General features: G+C 70.3%; 21 protein-coding genes and 1 riboswitch. Of the genes, 8 read left to right on the forward strand and 13 right to left on the reverse strand.

The window, feature by feature from the left end:
- Window positions 1-5: 5 nt before the first annotated feature.
- A complete protein-coding gene (locus Q2K21_RS33710) occupies window positions 6-281 on the reverse strand; it encodes a DUF4031 domain-containing protein (protein WP_310779227.1) in 276 nt (91 codons plus the stop codon).
- On the reverse strand, window positions 278-661 hold the full coding sequence (locus Q2K21_RS33715; protein WP_310779230.1) for a hypothetical protein: 384 nt from the start codon (window positions 659-661) through the stop codon (window positions 278-280). Before Q2K21_RS33715 ends, Q2K21_RS33710 begins: the two co-directional genes overlap by 4 nt.
- Before the next feature lie 56 nt (window positions 662-717).
- On the opposite strand from Q2K21_RS33715, the gene Q2K21_RS33720 reads away from it, so the two are divergent.
- The 3 genes from Q2K21_RS33720 (at window position 718) to Q2K21_RS33730 (ending at window position 4231) form a co-directional block, all read left to right on the forward strand.
- The gene (locus Q2K21_RS33720) at window positions 718-1659 is read left to right on the forward strand and encodes a MurR/RpiR family transcriptional regulator (protein ID WP_310779233.1); all 942 of its coding nucleotides are present in this window, start codon (window positions 718-720) and stop codon (window positions 1657-1659) included.
- Between the two features lie 49 nt (window positions 1660-1708).
- Complete coding sequence (gene murQ, locus Q2K21_RS33725; protein WP_310779235.1) at window positions 1709-2644, forward strand: N-acetylmuramic acid 6-phosphate etherase; 936 nt, start codon at window positions 1709-1711, stop codon at window positions 2642-2644.
- Window positions 2645-2848: 204 nt separating this feature from the next.
- Window positions 2849-4231: a PTS transporter subunit EIIC gene (locus Q2K21_RS33730; protein ID WP_310779238.1), complete on the forward strand. Its 1383-nt coding sequence runs from the start codon at window positions 2849-2851 to the stop codon at window positions 4229-4231.
- A gap of 19 nt (window positions 4232-4250) precedes the next feature.
- Here the strand turns inward: Q2K21_RS33730 and Q2K21_RS33735 are convergent, their stop codons facing one another.
- The 4 genes from Q2K21_RS33735 to Q2K21_RS33750 form a co-directional block, all read right to left on the reverse strand.
- The gene (locus Q2K21_RS33735) at window positions 4251-4676 is read right to left on the reverse strand and encodes a hypothetical protein (RefSeq protein WP_310779241.1); all 426 of its coding nucleotides are present in this window, start codon (window positions 4674-4676) and stop codon (window positions 4251-4253) included.
- Window positions 4673-5101 (reverse strand): ATP-binding protein, encoded by a 429-nt coding sequence (locus Q2K21_RS33740; protein WP_310779243.1) that lies wholly within the window; start codon window positions 5099-5101, stop codon window positions 4673-4675. Before Q2K21_RS33740 ends, Q2K21_RS33735 begins: the two co-directional genes overlap by 4 nt.
- 201 nt (window positions 5102-5302) lie before the next feature.
- The gene (locus Q2K21_RS33745; RefSeq protein WP_310779247.1) at window positions 5303-6091 is read right to left on the reverse strand and encodes a zf-HC2 domain-containing protein; all 789 of its coding nucleotides are present in this window, start codon (window positions 6089-6091) and stop codon (window positions 5303-5305) included.
- A 25-nt stretch (window positions 6092-6116) separates the two neighbouring features.
- A complete protein-coding gene (locus tag Q2K21_RS33750; RefSeq protein ID WP_310779250.1) occupies window positions 6117-6689 on the reverse strand; it encodes a sigma-70 family RNA polymerase sigma factor in 573 nt (190 codons plus the stop codon).
- 197 nt (window positions 6690-6886) lie between these two features.
- On the opposite strand from Q2K21_RS33750, the gene Q2K21_RS33755 reads away from it, so the two are divergent.
- Genes Q2K21_RS33755 through Q2K21_RS33765 form a run of 3 tightly spaced genes read left to right on the forward strand, consistent with a single transcriptional unit; the run spans window position 6887 to window position 8843 of the window.
- Window positions 6887-7441: a cupredoxin domain-containing protein gene (locus tag Q2K21_RS33755; RefSeq protein WP_310779253.1), complete on the forward strand. Its 555-nt coding sequence runs from the start codon at window positions 6887-6889 to the stop codon at window positions 7439-7441.
- Window positions 7438-8442 (forward strand): metallophosphoesterase family protein, encoded by a 1005-nt coding sequence (locus Q2K21_RS33760; protein ID WP_310779256.1) that lies wholly within the window; start codon window positions 7438-7440, stop codon window positions 8440-8442. Before Q2K21_RS33755 ends, Q2K21_RS33760 begins: the two co-directional genes overlap by 4 nt.
- Window positions 8439-8843: a hypothetical protein gene (locus Q2K21_RS33765; protein ID WP_310779259.1), complete on the forward strand. Its 405-nt coding sequence runs from the start codon at window positions 8439-8441 to the stop codon at window positions 8841-8843. The genes Q2K21_RS33760 and Q2K21_RS33765 overlap by 4 nt, the downstream gene beginning before the upstream one ends.
- Before the next feature lie 168 nt (window positions 8844-9011).
- Here Q2K21_RS33765 and Q2K21_RS33770 read toward each other — a convergent pair whose 3' ends face one another.
- The 3 genes from Q2K21_RS33770 to Q2K21_RS33780 all read right to left on the reverse strand — a co-directional run bounded on the left by Q2K21_RS33770 (window position 9012) and on the right by Q2K21_RS33780 (window position 11592).
- Window positions 9012-9257 carry a hypothetical protein gene (locus Q2K21_RS33770; protein ID WP_310779262.1) on the reverse strand — a complete coding sequence of 82 codons (246 nt, stop codon included), beginning with the start codon at window positions 9255-9257 and terminating at the stop codon, window positions 9012-9014.
- A gap of 238 nt (window positions 9258-9495) precedes the next feature.
- Entirely contained in the window at window positions 9496-10380 is an 885-nt protein-coding gene (locus Q2K21_RS33775; protein WP_310779264.1) for a metallophosphoesterase family protein, read from the reverse strand.
- Window positions 10381-10464: 84 nt separating this feature from the next.
- A complete protein-coding gene (locus tag Q2K21_RS33780) occupies window positions 10465-11592 on the reverse strand; it encodes an NADH:flavin oxidoreductase (RefSeq protein ID WP_310779267.1) in 1128 nt (375 codons plus the stop codon).
- Between the two features lie 387 nt (window positions 11593-11979).
- On the opposite strand from Q2K21_RS33780, the gene Q2K21_RS33785 reads away from it, so the two are divergent.
- Window positions 11980-12189 (forward strand): hypothetical protein, encoded by a 210-nt coding sequence (locus Q2K21_RS33785; RefSeq protein ID WP_310779269.1) that lies wholly within the window; start codon window positions 11980-11982, stop codon window positions 12187-12189.
- A 90-nt stretch (window positions 12190-12279) separates the two neighbouring features.
- Here Q2K21_RS33785 and groL read toward each other — a convergent pair whose 3' ends face one another.
- The 4 genes from groL to thrC form a co-directional block, all read right to left on the reverse strand.
- Window positions 12280-13902 (reverse strand): chaperonin GroEL, encoded by a 1623-nt coding sequence (gene groL / locus Q2K21_RS33790; RefSeq protein WP_310779272.1) that lies wholly within the window; start codon window positions 13900-13902, stop codon window positions 12280-12282.
- Between the two features lie 469 nt (window positions 13903-14371).
- Window positions 14372-14575 carry a cold-shock protein gene (locus Q2K21_RS33795; RefSeq protein WP_009339379.1) on the reverse strand — a complete coding sequence of 68 codons (204 nt, stop codon included), beginning with the start codon at window positions 14573-14575 and terminating at the stop codon, window positions 14372-14374.
- Between the two features lie 448 nt (window positions 14576-15023).
- Entirely contained in the window at window positions 15024-15299 is a 276-nt protein-coding gene (locus tag Q2K21_RS33800; protein ID WP_310779287.1) for a MoaD/ThiS family protein, read from the reverse strand.
- A 52-nt stretch (window positions 15300-15351) separates the two neighbouring features.
- Window positions 15352-16632, reverse strand: a complete 1281-nt coding sequence (gene thrC / locus Q2K21_RS33805; protein WP_310779291.1) for a threonine synthase — start codon at window positions 16630-16632, stop codon at window positions 15352-15354.
- Between the two features lie 18 nt (window positions 16633-16650).
- Window positions 16651-16807, reverse strand: a riboswitch (SAM riboswitch).
- Between the two features lie 192 nt (window positions 16808-16999).
- Here thrC and Q2K21_RS33810 point away from each other — a divergent pair.
- Window positions 17000-17944, forward strand: coding sequence for a glucosyl-3-phosphoglycerate synthase (locus Q2K21_RS33810; protein WP_310779294.1), 945 nt, complete (start codon window positions 17000-17002; stop codon window positions 17942-17944).
- Window positions 17945-18037 lie beyond the last annotated feature (93 nt).

Raw genomic sequence — 18037 nt, forward strand, 5'->3', positions numbered from 1 at the left:
AGGGCCTACGCCTGAACGCCCCCGCGCCGCTTCGGTCTGCGCAACCCCGAGTCGTGCAGCAGCCGCACCACCTCGCGGCTGCTGACCTCCACCGCGCCCGCCCGCACCGCGTCCGCGTACCGGTGCGACGGGAGGTCGTAGTGGTCGCGTTCGAAGGCCCGGCGCGGCACGTCCAACCGCTCGGCGAACGTGTGCAGTTCGTCGTACGAGACGTCGCTGATCAGGTGCGACCACATACGGCCGTGTCCCGGCCAGGCGGGTGGATCGACATAGACCGTCACGAGGACGACATCCCGCCCGTCGCCGCGCCCAGCGAGCCCACCGCCGCGACCTTCACGCCCGCCTGGACGCACACCCAGTGCGGGTCGGGTCCGAGTTCCGGCTCGACATCGAGGGCGTGCGGATCGCCGGAGCCGCAGACGGGGCACAGCGGCCAGCGTCCGTACCGCTCCAGCAGCGCGTCCTGGACGTCCTGGGCGACCAGTCCCGCCACGTAGTCCACGCCGTCCGGCCATTGCTCGACCCACCAGCGCCGCTGTACGACGGAGTCCTCGACGAGCGAGACGACGTCCGCCTCGGCGACCTCTCCCGCGACCAGATCGGCGAGCACCAGGGCACGAGCCGCATGCAGGGCCTGCTCCAGGGGGCTGATGGGGTCCATGCACCTATTGTGCGCACTCTTGACCGTAGCTCCGAATGGAAAATACCTTTCATTAGGTGACACAGGATGTGAAGGAAACTTTCGCCGGTCAGGTGGGCCGCCCGGACGTGCCGCCCGCCCCGGCCGCACTCGCCGCCAAGGTGCGGACCCTCGCGCCCTCCATGACCCGGTCCATGCAGCGCGTCGCCGAGGCCGTCGCCGGTGACCCGGCCGGATGCGCGGCACTCACCGTCACCGGGCTGGCCGAGCTGACCGGAACCAGCGAGGCCACCGTCGTCCGCACGGCCCGCCTGCTCGGCTATCCGGGCTACCGGGACCTGCGGCTCGCCCTCGCGGGCCTGGCCGCCCACCAGCAGTCGGGCCGCGCGCCGTCCGTCACCGCGGACATCGCGGTCGACGACCCCATCGCGGACGTCGTCGCGAAACTCGCGTACGACGAGCAGCAGACCCTCGCCGACACGGCGGCCGGGCTCGACACCGTGCAACTCGGCGCCGCCGTCACCGCGCTCGCCGCCGCCCGCCGCATCGACGTGTACGGCATCGGGGCGTCCGGGCTCGTCGCCCAGGACCTCGTCCAGAAACTGCTGCGCATAGGGCTCATAGCCCACGCGCACAGCGATCCGCATCTCGCCGTCACCAACGCCGTGCAACTGCGCGCCAAGGACGTGGCGATCGCGATCACACACTCCGGTTCGACCGGTGACGTCATCGAACCGCTGCGCGTCGCCTTCGAGCACGGGGCGACCACCGTCGCGATCACCGGCCGCCCGGACGGGCCCGTGACGCAGTACGCCGACCACATCCTCACCACGTCCACGGCGCGCGAGAGCGAGCTGCGGCCGGCCGCGATGTCGTCCCGCACGAGCCAACTCCTCGTCGTGGACTGCCTGTTCGTCGGCGTGGCACAGCGGACGTACGAAACTGCCGCGCCGGCGCTGGCCGCCTCGTACGAGGCGCTGGCGCACCGCCACCGCCCGCGCGGCGGAACAAAGCGCTAGCCCTTCCCGTCCTCCTCCGTGAGCAGCGCCGCACCGAAAGAGCCGCCCGATGACCTCCACGTCCAACCACCGTGATCTCCGCGCAGAGTTGGAGACGCTGACCACCGAGGCGTTCCGTCCCGAGCTGGCCGGGATCGACCGGCTGTCGACGCTGGAGATCGCCAAGATCATGAACGGCGAGGACGCGACCGTGCCGGCGGCGGTCGCCGCCCAGCTCCCGAGGATCGCCGCCGCGATCGACGACATCGCGGAGCGCATGGCCCGCGGCGGCCGGCTCCTCTACGCGGGCGCGGGCACCGCCGGGCGGCTCGGCATCCTCGACGCGTCCGAGTGCCCGCCGACCTTCAACACGGACCCCTCCCAGGTCGTGGGCCTGATCGCGGGCGGCCCGGACGCGATGGTGACCTCCGTCGAGGGCGCGGAGGACTCCAGGGACCTGGCGGCGAGGGACCTCGACGCGCTGGCGCTGACGGTCCATGACACGGTGGTCGGCGTCTCGGCCTCGGGCCGCACACCGTACGCGGTCGGCGCGGTGGAACACGCCAGGGCGCGCGGCGCGCTCACCGTCGGTCTGTCCTGCAACGCGGACAGCGCCCTCGCGGCGGCCGCCGACCACGGCATCGAGATCGTGGTCGGCCCGGAGTTGCTGACGGGCTCGACACGGCTGAAGGCGGGCACCGCGCAGAAGCTGGTCCTCAACATGCTCTCGACGATCACGATGATCCGCCTGGGCAAGACGTACGGGAACCTGATGGTCGACGTCCGCGCCTCCAACGACAAGCTGCGCGCCCGCTCCCGCCGGATCGTGGCGCTGGCGACGGGAGCGAGCGACGAGGAGATCGAACGCGCGCTCGCGGCCACGGGCGGCGAGGTCAAGAACGCGATCCTGACGATCCTGGGCGGCGTGGACGGGCCGTCGGCGGCGCGGCTCCTGGCGGAGAGCGAGGGGCATCTGCGCGCGGCGTTGAAAAAGGCGGACGGCTGACAGCGGCGTCCGGCCGCCACGGCCTCCTTCCGGAGGAGAGCAAGGACCGCCCGCGACCGACCCCGGCAAAAGCAGTGGCCCCACCCCGGCGGGCCGCCACCACCCGCCGCCCTCCGCAGGAGACCCACCGCCTTACGGAGGAGAGCGGGAGCGTCCCCCGCGCGGCGCGCGCGGCGGCGGATCGTCGGGCAGCACGCTCGACGGGTGCCCAGTACCTCACACGCCGCCACGGCCACCGCGCTCCTCCCCCTGGTCGGCGGCCCCGCGAACGTCACCTCCGTCGCCCACTGCATGACCCGCCTCCGGCTGGGCCTGGCCGACCGCTCCCTCGTGGACGAGAACGCTCTGCGGGCGCTGCCCGAGGTGCTCGGGGTCGTGGACGACGACACGTACCAGATCGTGCTCGGGCCGGGAACGGCCGCGAAGGTCGCCTCCGAGTTCGAGACGCTCGTCCATACGAAAGCCACGGAACTGGCCGCCCGCGGCGCCGAGTTGAAGGAAGCGCGGCGGCGGCGCAACGCCACGCCCGGCAAGATGCTCCTGCGCCGCGTGGCGAACGTCTTCGTCCCGCTGATCCCGGCCCTGATCGGCTGCGGCTTCCTCGCGGGCGCGAACGGCCTGCTCCTGAACCTGCGCCTACTGCCGTCCCTCACCCCCGCCCTCGCCGCCCTCTCCTCCGCTTTCATGGCCCTGATCGCGGTCTTCGTGGGCCACAACACGGCGAAGGAGTTCGGCGGCACCCCGGTGCTGGGCGGCGCGGTGGCGGCGGTCGTGGTGTACCCGGGGGTCGCGAAGGTCACGGTGTTCGGCACCGCGCTCGCTCCCGGCCAGGGCGGAGTGCTGGGCGCCCTGGCGGCGGCGCTGCTGGCGACGTGCGTGGAGAAGTGGTGCCGCACGTGGGTCCCGGAGACGCTGGACGTGCTGGTGACCCCGGCGCTCACGGTCCTCGTCCCGGGCCTGGTGACGCTCTACGGCCTGATGTACGCGGCCGGGGAGATCTCCTCGGCCATCGGCACGGCGGCGAACTGGCTCCTCACGACGACGGGCGCGGCGGCGGGTCTGGTCCTCGGCGGCCTCTTCCTCCCCCTCGTCATGCTGGGCCTGCACCAGGCCCTGATCCCGATCCACACCACCCTCATCGAGCAGCAGGGCTCCACGGTCCTGCTGCCCCTGTTGGCGATGGCGGGCGCGGGCCAGGTGGGCGCGGCGATCGCGGTGTACGTCCGGCTGCGCCACGACGCCTCCATCCGTACGACGATCAAGTCGGCGCTGCCGGCCGGTCTGTTGGGCGTGGGCGAGCCCTTGATCTACGGGGTGTCGCTGCCTCTGGGGCGCCCGTTCCTCACGGCCTGCGCGGGCGGCGCGGCGGGCGGCGCCTTCATCGGCTGCTTCGCGATGCTCGGCGACAAGGTGGGGGCGACGGCGATCGGCCCGTCGGGCTGGGCCCTGTTCCCGCTGCTGGCGGGCAACCGGGGGCTGGGGACGACGGCGGCGATCTATGCGGGCGGGCTGCTGACGGGCTACGGGGTCGGCTTCCTGGCGACCTACGCCTTCGGCCTCCCCCGCTCCGGGCCCCTCCCCCGGTGAACCGGGGGCGCGGTTCGGTTCAGGTGCCGGGGCACCCGGCGGCCGTCCAGGCGGCGTATTCCTGGCGGACGTAGGGGCGGCGGCCGGGGCCGGACTCGATCGAGTCGGGGCGGCGGGGGCCGGCCACCAGCTCGGGGTGGCGACGGTCGTACAGCACGAGCTGTTCGGCGGCGCGGCGGGCGGCGCCGACCGCGCCGGAGCCTGGGGCCTCCAGCGCCATCCGGTCCATGAGGGCGGCCCGGCGGAGCAGGTGGACACGTTCGGCGGCCACCGTGTCGACCCGTGGCGGGCCGGTGTCCATCCCGGCTCGGCGGCCGTCGCGTTCGGCCCCGAGCGCGTGCACCCGGCGAATCTCGCGGCGCAGGTCCGGGGCGTTCGCATACGCCTCACAGGGGAGCGGGGTGTCGAATCCCCCGCCGGTGTCCGGGTCGACGTCCGCGGTCATACCGAGCACCGGAGGCAGGCGCGGACCTCACGGCCGCCGCGCGTCTGGTGGACCTCGGTCGACTGTGCGAGGTACTCGACGATGCCGGTGCCGCGACCGTGTTCGTCCGGGGCGACATCGTGGTGACGACGCTCCACGGCGGTTCCGGAGTCGCTGACCACGATGTGCAGAGTGCCGTGGTCGAGGACGAGCAGCAGCGTCATGCACGCGCGGCCGTACTGGGCGGCGTTGGCGGCGAGTTCATCGACGATGAGAACGGCGGAGTCCCGCTCGCTCTCGGGAACGCTCCAGCACTCCAGCAGTTCTGCCACGAAGTGACGAGCGGCGGAGACATGCGCCTCCTGCGCGGGCAGGGCGAGAAGCGCCTGGTGGTGGCGGGGCGGTGAGAGCAGTGAGCTCGTGGGGGCGAAATCTGTCACAGACATGGTCTTCTGGCTTTTCTGGCTCTTCTGTGGCTGCGGGTGGTCGAGGTGCCGGAACCTGCGTGTGAGCGCTCATACAGTTCCACGCACGGCGCACACCTGACGGTTCGAGCCATTCGCGCCTTTTAGTCGATTTCGCCCGGACTCTGATTTCGCCCGGACTCTGATTTCGCCCGGACTCCGTTTCGCCCGGACTCCCTCGCCTCACGCCCGGATCGTGACCAGCTTCTGCCCGTTGCCCGCGATGATCTCGAAGTGGTCGATGACGCCCGGGGACATGGGGACCGCCCCGGGGATCGTGGTGCCGGTGGGATACTCGCCCGCCCGCCAGGTGGCACCATCCGCCCTGGCCCCGGCGGGCCCGACCGCCTGCAAGCGGCAGATGATTCCGGCGGGCGCCCCCTTGGCGGAAACCCGCAGGACACTGCCCCAGGCGGAGGGCGAGACCTGCACGGAGGCGGAGACACCGGTGGCGGGATCGTTTCCGGAGAAGGTGCGCGAAGGAGCCGGCGCGGTCGGTCCGGGCGGGCTCGCCTCGCCGCCCACGGACCCGACGGTCGCCAGCCAGGTGCCGCCGGCCGCCGCCCCGATGAGCACCAGGGAGGCGGCGGCGCCGGCCAGTTGCAGCCGCAGGCTCCTGCGGCGCCGGGCCGCGGCCTGCTGGAGCAGCCGGTCGAGCAGACCCCCCTCGGACGCCTGCGGCACCGCGGGCCCCTCGGACCGTGCGGGCGGCGAACCCTGCCCGCTCTCGGCCGCCCGCCGCACCAGCCGATCGGCCAGGTCCCCGCCGACCGCGGACACCGTCCGGCCCGCGGCTTCGGCCGCGGTGACCATCGAGAGCAGCGCGGGCAGTCCCGCCAGTTCGGCGTGCTCCGCCCGGCACTCGGCGCATACCTCCAGGTGGGCGCGTACCTGTTCCGTTTCCGCCGGGGACAGCGCACCCAGGACGTATCCCCCCAGCGCCAGCCGGAGGGCGTCATGGTCGGCACTCATGGTCGGCACCTCCTCCATGCCGCGGTCATGGCTCGATGCCCCGTTCCTGCAGCGCCAGCCGGAGGGCGCGCAGGGCGTAGTACGTCCGCGACTTGACGGTGCCCAGCGGGATGCTCAGCACATCCGCGGCCTCCGCCATGGTCCGGCCCCGGTAGTACGTCTCCAGCAGTACGGCACGGTGGTCCGGGGACAGCGTCCGGATGGCGTCGGCCACCGCCCAGCTCTGCAGGGCCTGCTCGATCTGGTCCTCGCCCAGGGTCTGCTCGGCAGCCCGCTCCAGGGCCTCGCCGTCGACCTCGGCCGGCCTGGCCCGCCGGGCCCGGTGGGCGTCGATGACCACATGCCGGGCGACCGTACACAGCCATGCCCGCGCCGGACCGCGCGCGGGGTCGAACGCGGCGGGGTGCTGCCACGCCCGCAGCAACGTCTCCTGCACGACATCCTCGGCCCATTGCCGGTCTCCTGAGGTCAGCCGCAGCACGTAGTGGAACAGGGGTCCCGCGTGCTCGGCATACAGAGTGCGGAGCAGTTCCTCGTCCGTGGTCGAAACGGTCCCTTTACCGGAGACACGGCGCGTGGAGCGATCCGGATCGGCCATTGGACCACGTTTTCGGGAACTCCATGGCATAAGCCGATCATCACGCATATGTGATGTTTTGTCGCGTTACGCACAGTACAGGCCGGTGACGCACAGAGAAACCCAACAAAAGGTGCGTTTCGACCGAACCGCCAACACCTGTCACCCGTGAAGTCGGACAAGAGCCTCACACCCGCGACATCAGAGGAACGAACGCCATGTACCTGGACTTTCGTCGACCGCGTCGGCGATCACGCGTGGCGGCCGGACTGGCCGTCGCCACCGTCACCACCGTCGGCGCGCTGGGGCTGCTCAGTGCGTGCGGCCAGTCGTCGCATTCCCCGTCCGCCGCAGCCGGCGCCATCACACCCGGCCCGGGGCAGAGCCGGACGGCCGGGACGCCCGGTACCGCCGGGCCGGGGGACACGGCGGGCTCCACTCCCGGCGCCTCGGGGATGCCCCACATGAGCATGCCCAAGAGCTCCCCGAGCACGGGCGCGCCCGCCGCGCCGGTGGCCGGGGACGCCGTGGCGATCAAGAACTTCGCCTTCTCCCCGGCCACGCTGAAGGTCAAGGCGGGCACGACGGTGACCTGGACCAACCAGGACACCGACGCCCACACCGTCACCAGCGCCGGATCAGGCGGCCCGTTGCACTCGGCCGCCCTGGCCACCCACGCCGCCTACAGCTACACGTTCACCAAGCCCGGCACGTACGCCTACCTCTGCACCATCCATCCGTTCATGACCGCCACCGTGGAGGTGACCCGATGAGCGAGTACCACGACAGTCACGACGGAGCGCCGGTCGGCGAACCCGGGCGGCCCGCCGGGGAACACGGTATGACCCGGCGCCAACTCCTGCGACACGCCGGGTGGTTCGGCGGGGCCGTGGTGCTGACCGTGGCCAGTGGGGAGGTGATCAGCCACATCGCCGACTCCCGGGACGCCGCCGGGGCCGCCGCGCCCGCCGGGGCCACGGCAGCGGGAAGCGACGCGCTGCGGTTCGTGCAGGTCTCCGACAGCCATATCGGCTTCCAGGGCCCGGCGAACACGGACGTGGCCGGTTCCTTCACCGAAGCGATCAACCAGGTCAACTCGCTCGGCTTCAGGCCCGACTTCGTCATGCACAGCGGCGACCTGACGCACCTCTCCACGGCCGCGCAGTTCGACCAGGTCAGGCAGATGATGACCGGTCTGCAGACGGACCGCGTCTTCACCGTGCCGGGCGAGCACGACTCCATCGGCGATGCGGGCCGCGCCTACCGGCAGATCTTCGGCAAGGGCACGCTCGGCGACGGCTGGTACAGCTTCGACACCCACGGCGTGCACTTCATCGCCTTGGTCAACACCCTGAGCCTGGAAAAGCTCGGTCACCTCGGCAACGCCCAGATCGATTTCGTCCGCAAGGACCTCGCAGGACTGTCGCCAGACACCCCCATAGTGGTCTTCAGCCACATCCCGCTGTTCGCCATGTACCCGCGGTGGGGCTGGAGTACGGACGATGCACTGAAGGTCATCGCGCTCCTGCGCCGGTTCTCCTCGGTCACCTGTCTCAACGGGCACGTTCACCAGCTGTTCACCAAGACAGAGGGCAACATCACCTTCCACTCCGCCACCACCACCGCCTACCCGCTGCCGAAGCCGGGGCGGGCCCCCGCCCCGACTCCGCAGGTGGTGCCCGCCCGACAGCTCAAGGACGCGCTGGGCATTCGTACCGTGGGCTACCGGCAGGGCGACCGGGAGCTGGCGATCAAGGACGAGAGGCTGGCATGAGCACCGGTCGACTCCTCGCTCCGGCCATGCGTGCGGCGATCGCCGCCACCCTCGCCGCAAGCGGATCCATCCACGCCCAGCTCTACCTCGACGAATACCGCTTCCTCCGCATCGTCGGCCCCCTGTTCCTGCTCCAGGCGAGCGTCTCCTTCGCGGTCGCCGCGCTGCTGCTGATCGGGATGCCGCCGCTGCTGAAGGTCGCCGCGGCCGGTGTGGCGCTCGGCGCCCTCGGCGGCTTCACCGCCTCACGCACCGTGGGAGTGTTCGGGTTCACGGAAAAGGGTCTGCTTCCCGCCCCGCAAGCCCTGCTCAGTCTCCTGGCCGAAACCGGCACACTGCTGCTCCTCGCGCTCTGGCAGGCGATCCTGATCGGACAACGCCGGCCTCCCGCTCCTCGGTGAACCCGGCGGGTGGGGGCGCTGACTTCTTCCCGGCCCGTAGCCCGTCACCTCGGCGATCCACTTGATGAAGTCACCCGGGTCGTTGTCGGCGCCGTGCCCCGCGTCCCAGTGGTACGAGATGTTGACGTCGTCCCCCAGCTCCGATTCTCAGCCGCTTCTCAGCACGGCTCAGGGCAGTCGCCGCTCCCGGTTGAGCTGCCGCACCCGCGCCCGCAGCTCCTCCCCCACCGGCATCGAGCACAGGACGTCCGCCAGCCGCTGGGCCGTCTGTACATTGCAGCGCCCCAGCTCCACCAGGGCGAACGGCTCCTGGCTCGCGCCGGTGACCGGATCGACGCACAACGACGGCAGGACGACGCCGACCCTCTCCAGGGCGACCCTCAACGACTCGACGACCTCTTCGGTTGACCGCACCTCTGCTACCTCCACGCTGAGTTTCCGATACGCCACACAGCGTGTATTCCCCGCGTCTAACCTGGCCAGATACGGCGCCCCAACAAGCCCATGCAGCGGGTCAGGAGCAGGCAGAGGGGAGGCGGTAGCAGGTCAGGAACAGGCAGAAGTGGGCCGGAAGCAGATCAGAAGCATGCAGAAGCACACCCAACGGCCGCAGAACCGCAGCACAAGCACACCAGAAACCAGAAACGCCGCCTCAGCTGCGAGGCCTACGCCGTTCGAGAAAGCTCCGCGTCTGGTCCTCGTCCAGCTCGTACACCGTCTCGTGGGCGCGCGGGTCGCGGGCATGGAAGGTGTGGAACAGCGGACTCGACGGGCCGCCCAGCTCCACCAGTGAGGCCGACGCACCGCGTACGGCGCGTTCCGTGCCGGGCGCGGTGGTGAGGTCGATGCGGTTGACCACACCCGGCGTGACCCAGACCGGCGTCGACTCCAGGAAACCGAACATCTGGAGGTGGAAGTGGCCGGTGAGGACGACCCGGACGTCGGTGCCGCGGATCGCGTCCGCCAGGTCCGCCGGGTTCCGCAGGCCGAAGGCCCGCTGCATCTCGATGTCCAGGGTGATCGGCGGGTGGTGGAACACCAGCACCGTTCCCCGCGGCGCCGGTGTGCGCAACACCTCCCGCAGCCAGTCCAGCTGGGCCTCGCCGAGGTGCCCGTACACCTCGCCCGGCACCAGCGAGTCCAGCGTGACGAAGCGGTAGCCGCCGATCGCGCTCACCGCCGCCCGCTCCAAGTCCCCCGAGGCCAGGACCTTCTCGGCGCGGTCGGTGCCGTCCGCCTCCAGGTGCCCGCTCCCGAGCACCTTGGCGAAGGCCTGGCGCTCGTCGTGGTTGCCCGTGCTGTAGACGACCGGGGCGTTCTTGGTCAGCGCGAAGTCGCGCAGCAGCTCGCGTACGGCCGTGTACGCGTCCACCGCCCCGTCGTTGGCGAGGTCACCGCTCACCACGATCGCGTCCACGTCCCGCTGGTGGCGGAGTTCCGTGAGCATCAGGCGCAGGGACTCGGTCGCGTTGACGCCGTACTTGTTCGGCGCGTCGGTGCGCTCCAGGTGCGTGTCCGACAGATGCAGGATCCGCATGTCCCCATACGCTAGCGGGAGTTGAACCCGGCGACCAGGGCGCCGCCCCGTACGGCGAAGGCGCCGCCCCGGCCGGGCCGAGGCTCAGCTCAGCGTCTTCAGCGCCGCCGCGTCGTACGGCTTCACGTCGTCGAAGCGGCCGGCGAGGACCTTCGCCGCCCACTCGGGGTCCTGGAGCAGGGCGCGGCCGACCGCGACCAGGTCGAACTCCTCCGACTCCAGCCGGTCCAGGAGGTTGTCGATGCCCTTGACCGGAGCGCCCTCCCCCATGAAGCCGCGGAGGAAGTCGCCGTCCAGGCCCACCGAACCGACCGTGATGGCCGGCTTGCCCGTGAGCTTCTTCGTCCAGCCCGCGAGGTTGAGGTCCGAGCCGTCGAACTCCGGCAGCCAGTAGCGGCGCGTGGAGGCGTGGAAGGCGTCGACGCCGGCCGCGGCGAGCGGGGTGAGGATCGACTCCAGCTCCTCGGGCGTCTCGGCGAGCCGCGCGTCGTACGCGTCCTGCTTCCACTGCGAGTACCGGAAGATGACGGGGAACTCCGGCGAGACCGCCTCCCGTACCGCTGCCACGATCTCCGCCGCGAACTTTGTACGGGCCACGGGGTCGCCGCCGTACGCGTCCGTGCGGCGGTTGGTGCCCGCCCACAGGAACTGGTCGATCAGATAGCCGTGCGCGCCGTGCAGTTCCACGCCGTCGAAGCCGATCCGCTCCGCCGCGGCGGCCGCCTCGGCGAAGGCCGCGATCACGTCGTCCAGGTCCTGCTGGGTCATGGCCTTGCCCGTGCCCTCGGTGCCGTCGGGACGGATGCCGGACGGGCCGACCGCCGGGGCGTCCGCGTACGGCGGTTCGCCGGCCTTGCGCACCATGCCGATGTGCCACAGCTGCGGCACGATCGTGCCGCCCGCCGCGTGCACCGCCTCGGCCACCTTCGCCCAGCCCGCCAGCTGCTCCTCGCCGTGGAACCGCGGGACGCGGTCACTCTGCCCGGCCGAGTCGTGGCCGACGTAGGTGCCCTCGGTGACGATCAGGCCGACGCCGGCGGCGGCACGGCGGGAGTAGTACGACACCACGTCGTCACCGGGGACGCCGCCCGGGGAGAACATGCGCGTCATGGGCGCCATCACGATGCGGTTCGGGACGGTGAGGCCGTTGATCGAGACCGGGCGGGACAGGATCCCGGCGGCGCGGGACGACTCGGCAGGGGTGACGGTCACTGGGGGGGAACTCCTCATAGGGATACCAGATGGTATGTGCATGCGCATGCGTATGGATGCTACGTCCGCGTCAACCGACCCGCCCACCCCCGGCATCCCGCCCGCCTTGTGATCCCGGACACGCGCTCTCGTCCCGAGAATCTCGGCTCGTCCCGAGAATGTCGGCCTGCCCGCCGACGCGGTGCTCACCGGCGTCGACCTGGTGGGCCCGCTCGTCCCCGTCCCGACTCCGCCCGCCCTGGAGGAGGTCGTCGGCTCCGTCTCGTCCTGGGCCCCGGTGCGGACGTATGACCTGATCACCTGCGTGCACGGACTGCACTACGTCGGCGACCAGCTGGGTGGCTCGCCCCCGCCGGGCTGCTGGCCGCGCACTTCGATCCGGGGTCGGTGCGCCGGGCGGACGGCTCGGCGGCGGGACGGGCGGCCGTGTCGGCTCTGCGGGCGGCCGGGTTCCGCTACAGCGCCCGACACCACCGGCTCACCCTCGAAGGCGGGCGGGCCGTGACACTCCCGTTCCGCTATGTCGGCGCCGACCCCGACGCCGGCCCCAACTACACGGGCCGGCCCGCGGTCGGCTCCTACTACACCGCCTGCTGACCGAGAACGCCGAGGGCGGCACTCCCTGTCGAACTGTCGAACAGGGAGTGCCGCCCTCGGTACTACGGACGGAACCGATCCTCGAAAGGATCAGAAGTCCATGTCACCGCCCGGCATGCCGCCACCGGCGGGCGCGGCGGCCTTCTCCGGCTTGTCGGCGATGACGGCCTCGGTGGTGAGGAACAGCGCGGCGATGGAGGCGGCGTTCTGCAGGGCAGAGCGGGTCACCTTCGCCGGGTCGATGATGCCTTCCTTGACCAGGTCGACGTACTCACCGGTCGCGGCGTTCAGGCCGTGGCCCGGGGTCAGGTTGCGCACCTTCTCCACCACGACACCGCCCTCGAGGCCGGCGTTGACGGCGATCTGCTTCAGCGGGGCCTCGAGCGCCAGCTTGACGGCGGCGGCACCGGTGGCCTCGTCGCCCGTCAGCTCCAGCTTCTCGAAGACCGAGGAGGCCTGGATCAGGGCCACGCCACCGCCGGCGACGATGCCCTCCTCGACGGCCGCCTTCGCGTTGCGGACGGCGTCCTCGATGCGGTGCTTGCGCTCCTTGAGCTCCACCTCGGTGGCGGCACCGGCCTTGATGACCGCGACACCGCCGGCGAGCTTCGCCAGGCGCTCCTGCAGCTTCTCGCGGTCGTAGTCCGAGTCGCTGTTCTCGATCTCGGCGCGGATCTGGTTCACACGGCCCGCGACCTGGTCGGCGGAGCCGGCGCCGTCGACGATGGTGGTCTCGTCCTTGGTGATGACGACCTTGCGGGCGCGGCCCAGGAGGTCCAGGGTCGCGTTCTCCAGCTTGAGGCCGACCTCCTCGGAGATGACCTCGCCGCCCGTGAGGATGGCGATGTCGCCGAGCATGGCCTTGCGGCGGTCACCGAAGCCCGGGGCCTTGACGGCGACGGACTTGAAGGTGCCGCGGATCTTGTTGACGACCAGGGTCGACAGGGCCTCGCCCTCGACGTCCTCGGCGATGATCAGCAGCGGCTTGCCCGACTGCATGACCTTCTCCAGGAGCGGGAGCAGGTCCTTGACGGAGCCGATCTTGGAGTTGGCGATCAGGATGTACGGGTCGTCGAGCGACGCCTCCATACGCTCCATGTCGGTGGCGAAGTACGCCGAGATGTAGCCCTTGTCGAAGCGCATACCCTCGGTGAGCTCCAGCTCCAGACCGAAGGTCTGGGACTCCTCGACGGTGATGACGCCTTCCTTGCCGACCTTGTCCATGGCCTCGGCGATCAGCTCGCCGATCTGGGTGTCGGCGGCGGAGATGGAGGCCGTGGAGGCGATCTGCTCCTTGGTCTCGACGTCCTTCGCCTGCTCCAGCAGGGCACCGGAGACGGCCTCGACGGCCTTCTCGATACCGCGCTTCAGGGCCATCGGGTTGGCACCGGCGGCGACGTTGCGCAGACCCTCGCGGACGAGCGCCTGAGCGAGGACGGTCGCGGTGGTCGTACCGTCACCGGCGACGTCGTCCGTCTTCTTGGCGACTTCCTTGACCAGCTCGGCGCCGATCTTCTCGTACGGGTCCTCGAGCTCGATCTCCTTGGCGATGGAGACACCGTCGTTGGTGATCGTGGGGGCGCCCCACTTCTTCTCGAGGACGACGTTCCGGCCCTTGGGGCCGAGGGTCACCTTGACGGCGTCCGCGAGCTGGTTCATGCCGCGCTCGAGGCCGCGCCGCGCCTCCTCGTCGAACGCGATGATCTTGGCCATGTGAAGTGGTCCCTCCAGGACTGGGGGTGATTCCTTCGGACCGCGCCCGCGCCCGCGACGGACGGCTCGCCGACCTCGTGGTTCCTTGCCCCACCCGGTCCGCGGGCCTCACCGACCCGGTCCTTCTTTGTCACTCTCACCTTCAGAGTGCTAACGCCAATGATTAGCACTCGCCCCTGTCGAGTGCAAGCGGCTCTCGGGGATCGGGAGGTGAACAGGGGTGCATGATCCGCAGGTGGGCGCGCACGGTGCGCGCCCCCGGCGCCGGGCGGTTCGGGCCGGCCGTGGGTTCACACCCGGACCGCCGGGGAGTCCGCACCCGAACAACCGGGGTACCCGTACCCGAACAGACCGAGGCGCCTGTACCCGAACGGACAGGGGCCGGTAGCCGAACAGACCGAGGGGCCCGTACCCCAACGGGATACGAGCCCCTCGACACGTCGAAACAGTTCAGTCGTCGGCGCGCACTTCAGCCGGCCAGTCGGACCATGTCCGCCTGCGGCCCCTTCTGACCCTGCGAGATCTCGAACTCGACCCGCTGACCCTCTTCCAGGGTGCGGTAGCCGTCCATCTGGATCGCGCTGTAGTGGACGAAAACATCCGCACCACCGTCGACCGCGATGAAGCCGTACCCCTTCTCCGCGTTGAACCACTTGACGGTGCCCTGAGCCATGCCTAACTCCCCTATTACTGGCCCTTGCACAGATCCACACTTCGCGGATCCGGGTCAGACCTCACCCCCCAACGGTTGGGGGCGTGCGCCGGAACGCGTCGACCGCGGCTGAATGTATCTGTCCAACTGCCGTCTGCAACAGGTCAATCGGACGAGAATTCCGGGCACGACCGGTCGGGAATGTACGAAGAATTCGCCCGAATTCAGGGCAAGTCGGGCCCCACAAAAGGGAGGATTGGCGCAAAAGCCCTGCACACTTTGGCTACTTCTTGTCGGGCGTACGGCAGGAACCCGGGGTGCCCGGCGGGGAAACCGGGAGCGTGTTCCCCAACTGTACCGCGCTCAACCATACAGAATTGCCCCCTCCGCTTTCTCGCGGAGAGGGCAATTCGATGAACTCTCGGTGTTCGGCATTACCGAGGGTAACGATCAGGCGGGTGACCGATCGTCAGCCACCGGCGACCGCGGGGATGATGGAGACGCCCGCGCCGTCCGGCGTCGCCGTCTCAAGGCCCTGCTCGAAGCGGACGTCGTCGTCGTTCACGTACACGTTGACGAAGCGGCGCAGATTGCCCTGGTCGTCCAGGACCCGGGCGCCGATGCCGGCGTGGTTCTTGTCCAGGTCGGCGATGACCTGCGCGAGGGTCGCGCCCTCGGCGCTCACTTCGGCCTGGCCGCCGGTGTAGGTGCGCAGGATGGTGGGGATGCGGACGGTGACGCTCATACGGTGTGACCTCCGGTCGGGGTACGGCTGGCGGGGCGGGGCTGGCAGGAGGTCAGACGAGGCCGGCCTCTTTGAAGGAGTCGAGGTTCGGACGGATCGTCGCGGTCAGTCCGGTGCCGGCCACAGCGTCCAACGTCTTCAGACCGTCCCCGGTGTTCAACACGACGGTCGTCTTCGTCGGGTCGAGCACGCCGCTCTCGATGAGTTTGCGCGTCACGCCCACCGTGACGCCACCCGCCGTCTCCGCGAAGATCCCCTCGGTACGGGCGAGCAGCTTGATCGCGTCGACGATCTGCTCGTCCGTGACGTCCTCCACCGCACCGGCCGTGCGGCGCGCGATGTCGAGGACGTAAGGGCCGTCTGCCGGGTTGCCGATCGCCAGCGACTTGGCGATCGTGTTCGGCTTCTGCGGCCGTACGACGTCGTGGCCGGCCTTGAAGGCGACCGACACCGGCGAGCAGCCCTCGGCCTGCGCGCCGAAGATCTTGTACGGCTTGTCCTCGACGAGCCCGAGCTTGATCAGCTCCTGGAGACCCTTGTCGATCTTCGTGAGCTGCGAGCCGGAGGCGATCGGCACCACGAGCTGGTCGGGCAGTCGCCAGCCAAGCTGCTCGGCGATCTCGTACGCCAGGGTCTTGGACCCCTCCGCGTAGTACGGACGGAGGTTGACGTTGACGAAGCCCCAGCCCTCGCCGGCCGGGTCGCCGATCAGCTCGGAGCAGAAGCGGTTCACGTCGTCGTAGTTGCCCTCGATGCCGACGAGGTCGCCGCCGTAGATCGCGGCCATGACGATCTTGCCCTGCTCCAGGTCGTGCGGGATGAAGACGCAGGAGCGGAAGCCGGCGCGGGCGGCCGCGGCGCCCACCGCACCGGCGAGGTTGCCGGTGGAGGAGCAGGAGAGGGTGGTGAAGCCGAAGGCGCGGGCGGCCTCCAGGGCCTGGGCGACGACCCGGTCCTTGAAGGAGTGCGTCGGGTTACCGGAGTCGTCCTTCACATACAACCCGCCGGTCACACCCAGCTCGCGCGCCAGGTTGTCGGCCTTGACCAGCGGGGTCCAGCCCGGGTTGAGGTTCGGCTTGCCGGCGACGTCGGCCGGGACCGGCAGCAGCGGCGCATAGCGCCAGATGTTCGCGGGGCCCGCCTCGATCCGCTTCCGCAGTTCCTCGGTGTCGTAGCCCGAGAAGTCGTACGCGATCTCCAGCGGGCCGAAACACTCCTCGCAGGCGAAGACCGGGCCGAGCGGCACGCGGTGGCCGCACTCGCGACAGGAGAGGGCCGCGGCGGGACCCAGGTCGACGGACTCCGTGGTGCTTGCAACTGTCTGCACAGCCATGTCAGGCGAGGCCCTTTCTCCTCATCTTCCTCACGACGCACCTCGCCGTGAGACGGATTTGGCACCTTCCCTAGCCGGGAGCCTCGCGAAAACGATCAAGACTGATCTACGAGAACCGACTGGAGGGTTGCCGGGGCTTCATCGGGCCGTGTCCCTCTGCCCCTCTGGATGAGCTGTATGCGGTTGTTTCACCGGTGTGCTGCGCGGCGACCCCCGACATGCGATGGTCACCGGCGTTGTTCAAGACTGTAACCGAAGGCCAGGACAGTTGAGATAGTCGTCCGAACCGCGAGATGGATCACACAGATACCCGTTTGACCACCCCTTTCGACCATCGTCGTCATACGAACGTGAGGAGCCGCAGACTGTGCTGGAAGAAGTCGAGCGCTGGCTGAGCACCCGCTCCTGGTCCGTGACCGATCGCCCGCTCCACAAGATCCTGGCCGCCAAACGCAGCACGGGCCAGTCGGTCTCCGTCGTGCTGCCCGCGCTCAACGAGGAGGAGACGGTCGGCGAGATCGTCGCCGTCATCCGACACGACCTCATGCAGCAGGTTCCGCTCGTCGACGAGATCGTCGTCGTCGACTCCGGCTCCACGGACCGCACCTCCGAGGTCGCGGCGGCGGCGGGCGCGAGGGTGGTGCACCGCGACGCGATCCTGCCGCACATCCCGGCCGTGCCCGGCAAGGGCGAGGTGCTGTGGCGGTCCCTCCTGGTCACCAGCGGTGACATCGTCTGCTTCATCGACGCCGACCTCAAGGAGTTCTCGTCCGACTTCGTCTCCGGGATCGTGGGCCCACTGCTCACCGACCCGGGCGTGGACCTCGTGAAGGCGATGTACGACCGGCCGCTGGGCGCTGCCGCGGGCCAGGGCGGCCGGGTCACCGAACTGATGGCGCGCCCGCTGCTCAACATGCACTGGCCGCAGCTGGCCGGCTTCGTCCAGCCGCTCGGCGGCGAGTACGCGGCCCGCCGCTCCCTGCTGGAACAGCTCCCGTTCCCGGTCGGGTACGGCGTCGAGCTGGGCATGCTGGTCGACGCCCTGCACCTGGTGGGCCTGGACGCCCTCGCCCAGGTCGACGTCGGCGTGCGCAAGCACCGCCACCAGGACGGGCAGGCGCTGGGCCGTATGGCCGCCGCGATCTACCGCACGGCACAGCTCCGCCTGGCCCGCGGCCATTTGATCCGCCCCTCCCTCATCCAGTTCGAACGGGGCAGGGACGGCTTCGAGCCGCGCACGTACTCGGTGGACACGGAGGAGAGGCCGCCGATGGTTCAGATCGAGGAGTACGTGCGACGGAAGGCGGCCTGAGTTGACCGGCGGCTTCCGCGCCGAACGCGTTGTATACGGTTCCGCATACGGCCGAACCGCACGTTTGAGCGTTTCGAGACGGGGCTAAGTTTC

The organism is Streptomyces sp. CGMCC 4.7035 (assembly GCF_031583065.1).
Classification (GTDB): Bacteria; Actinomycetota; Actinomycetes; order Streptomycetales; family Streptomycetaceae; genus Streptomyces; species Streptomyces yaanensis.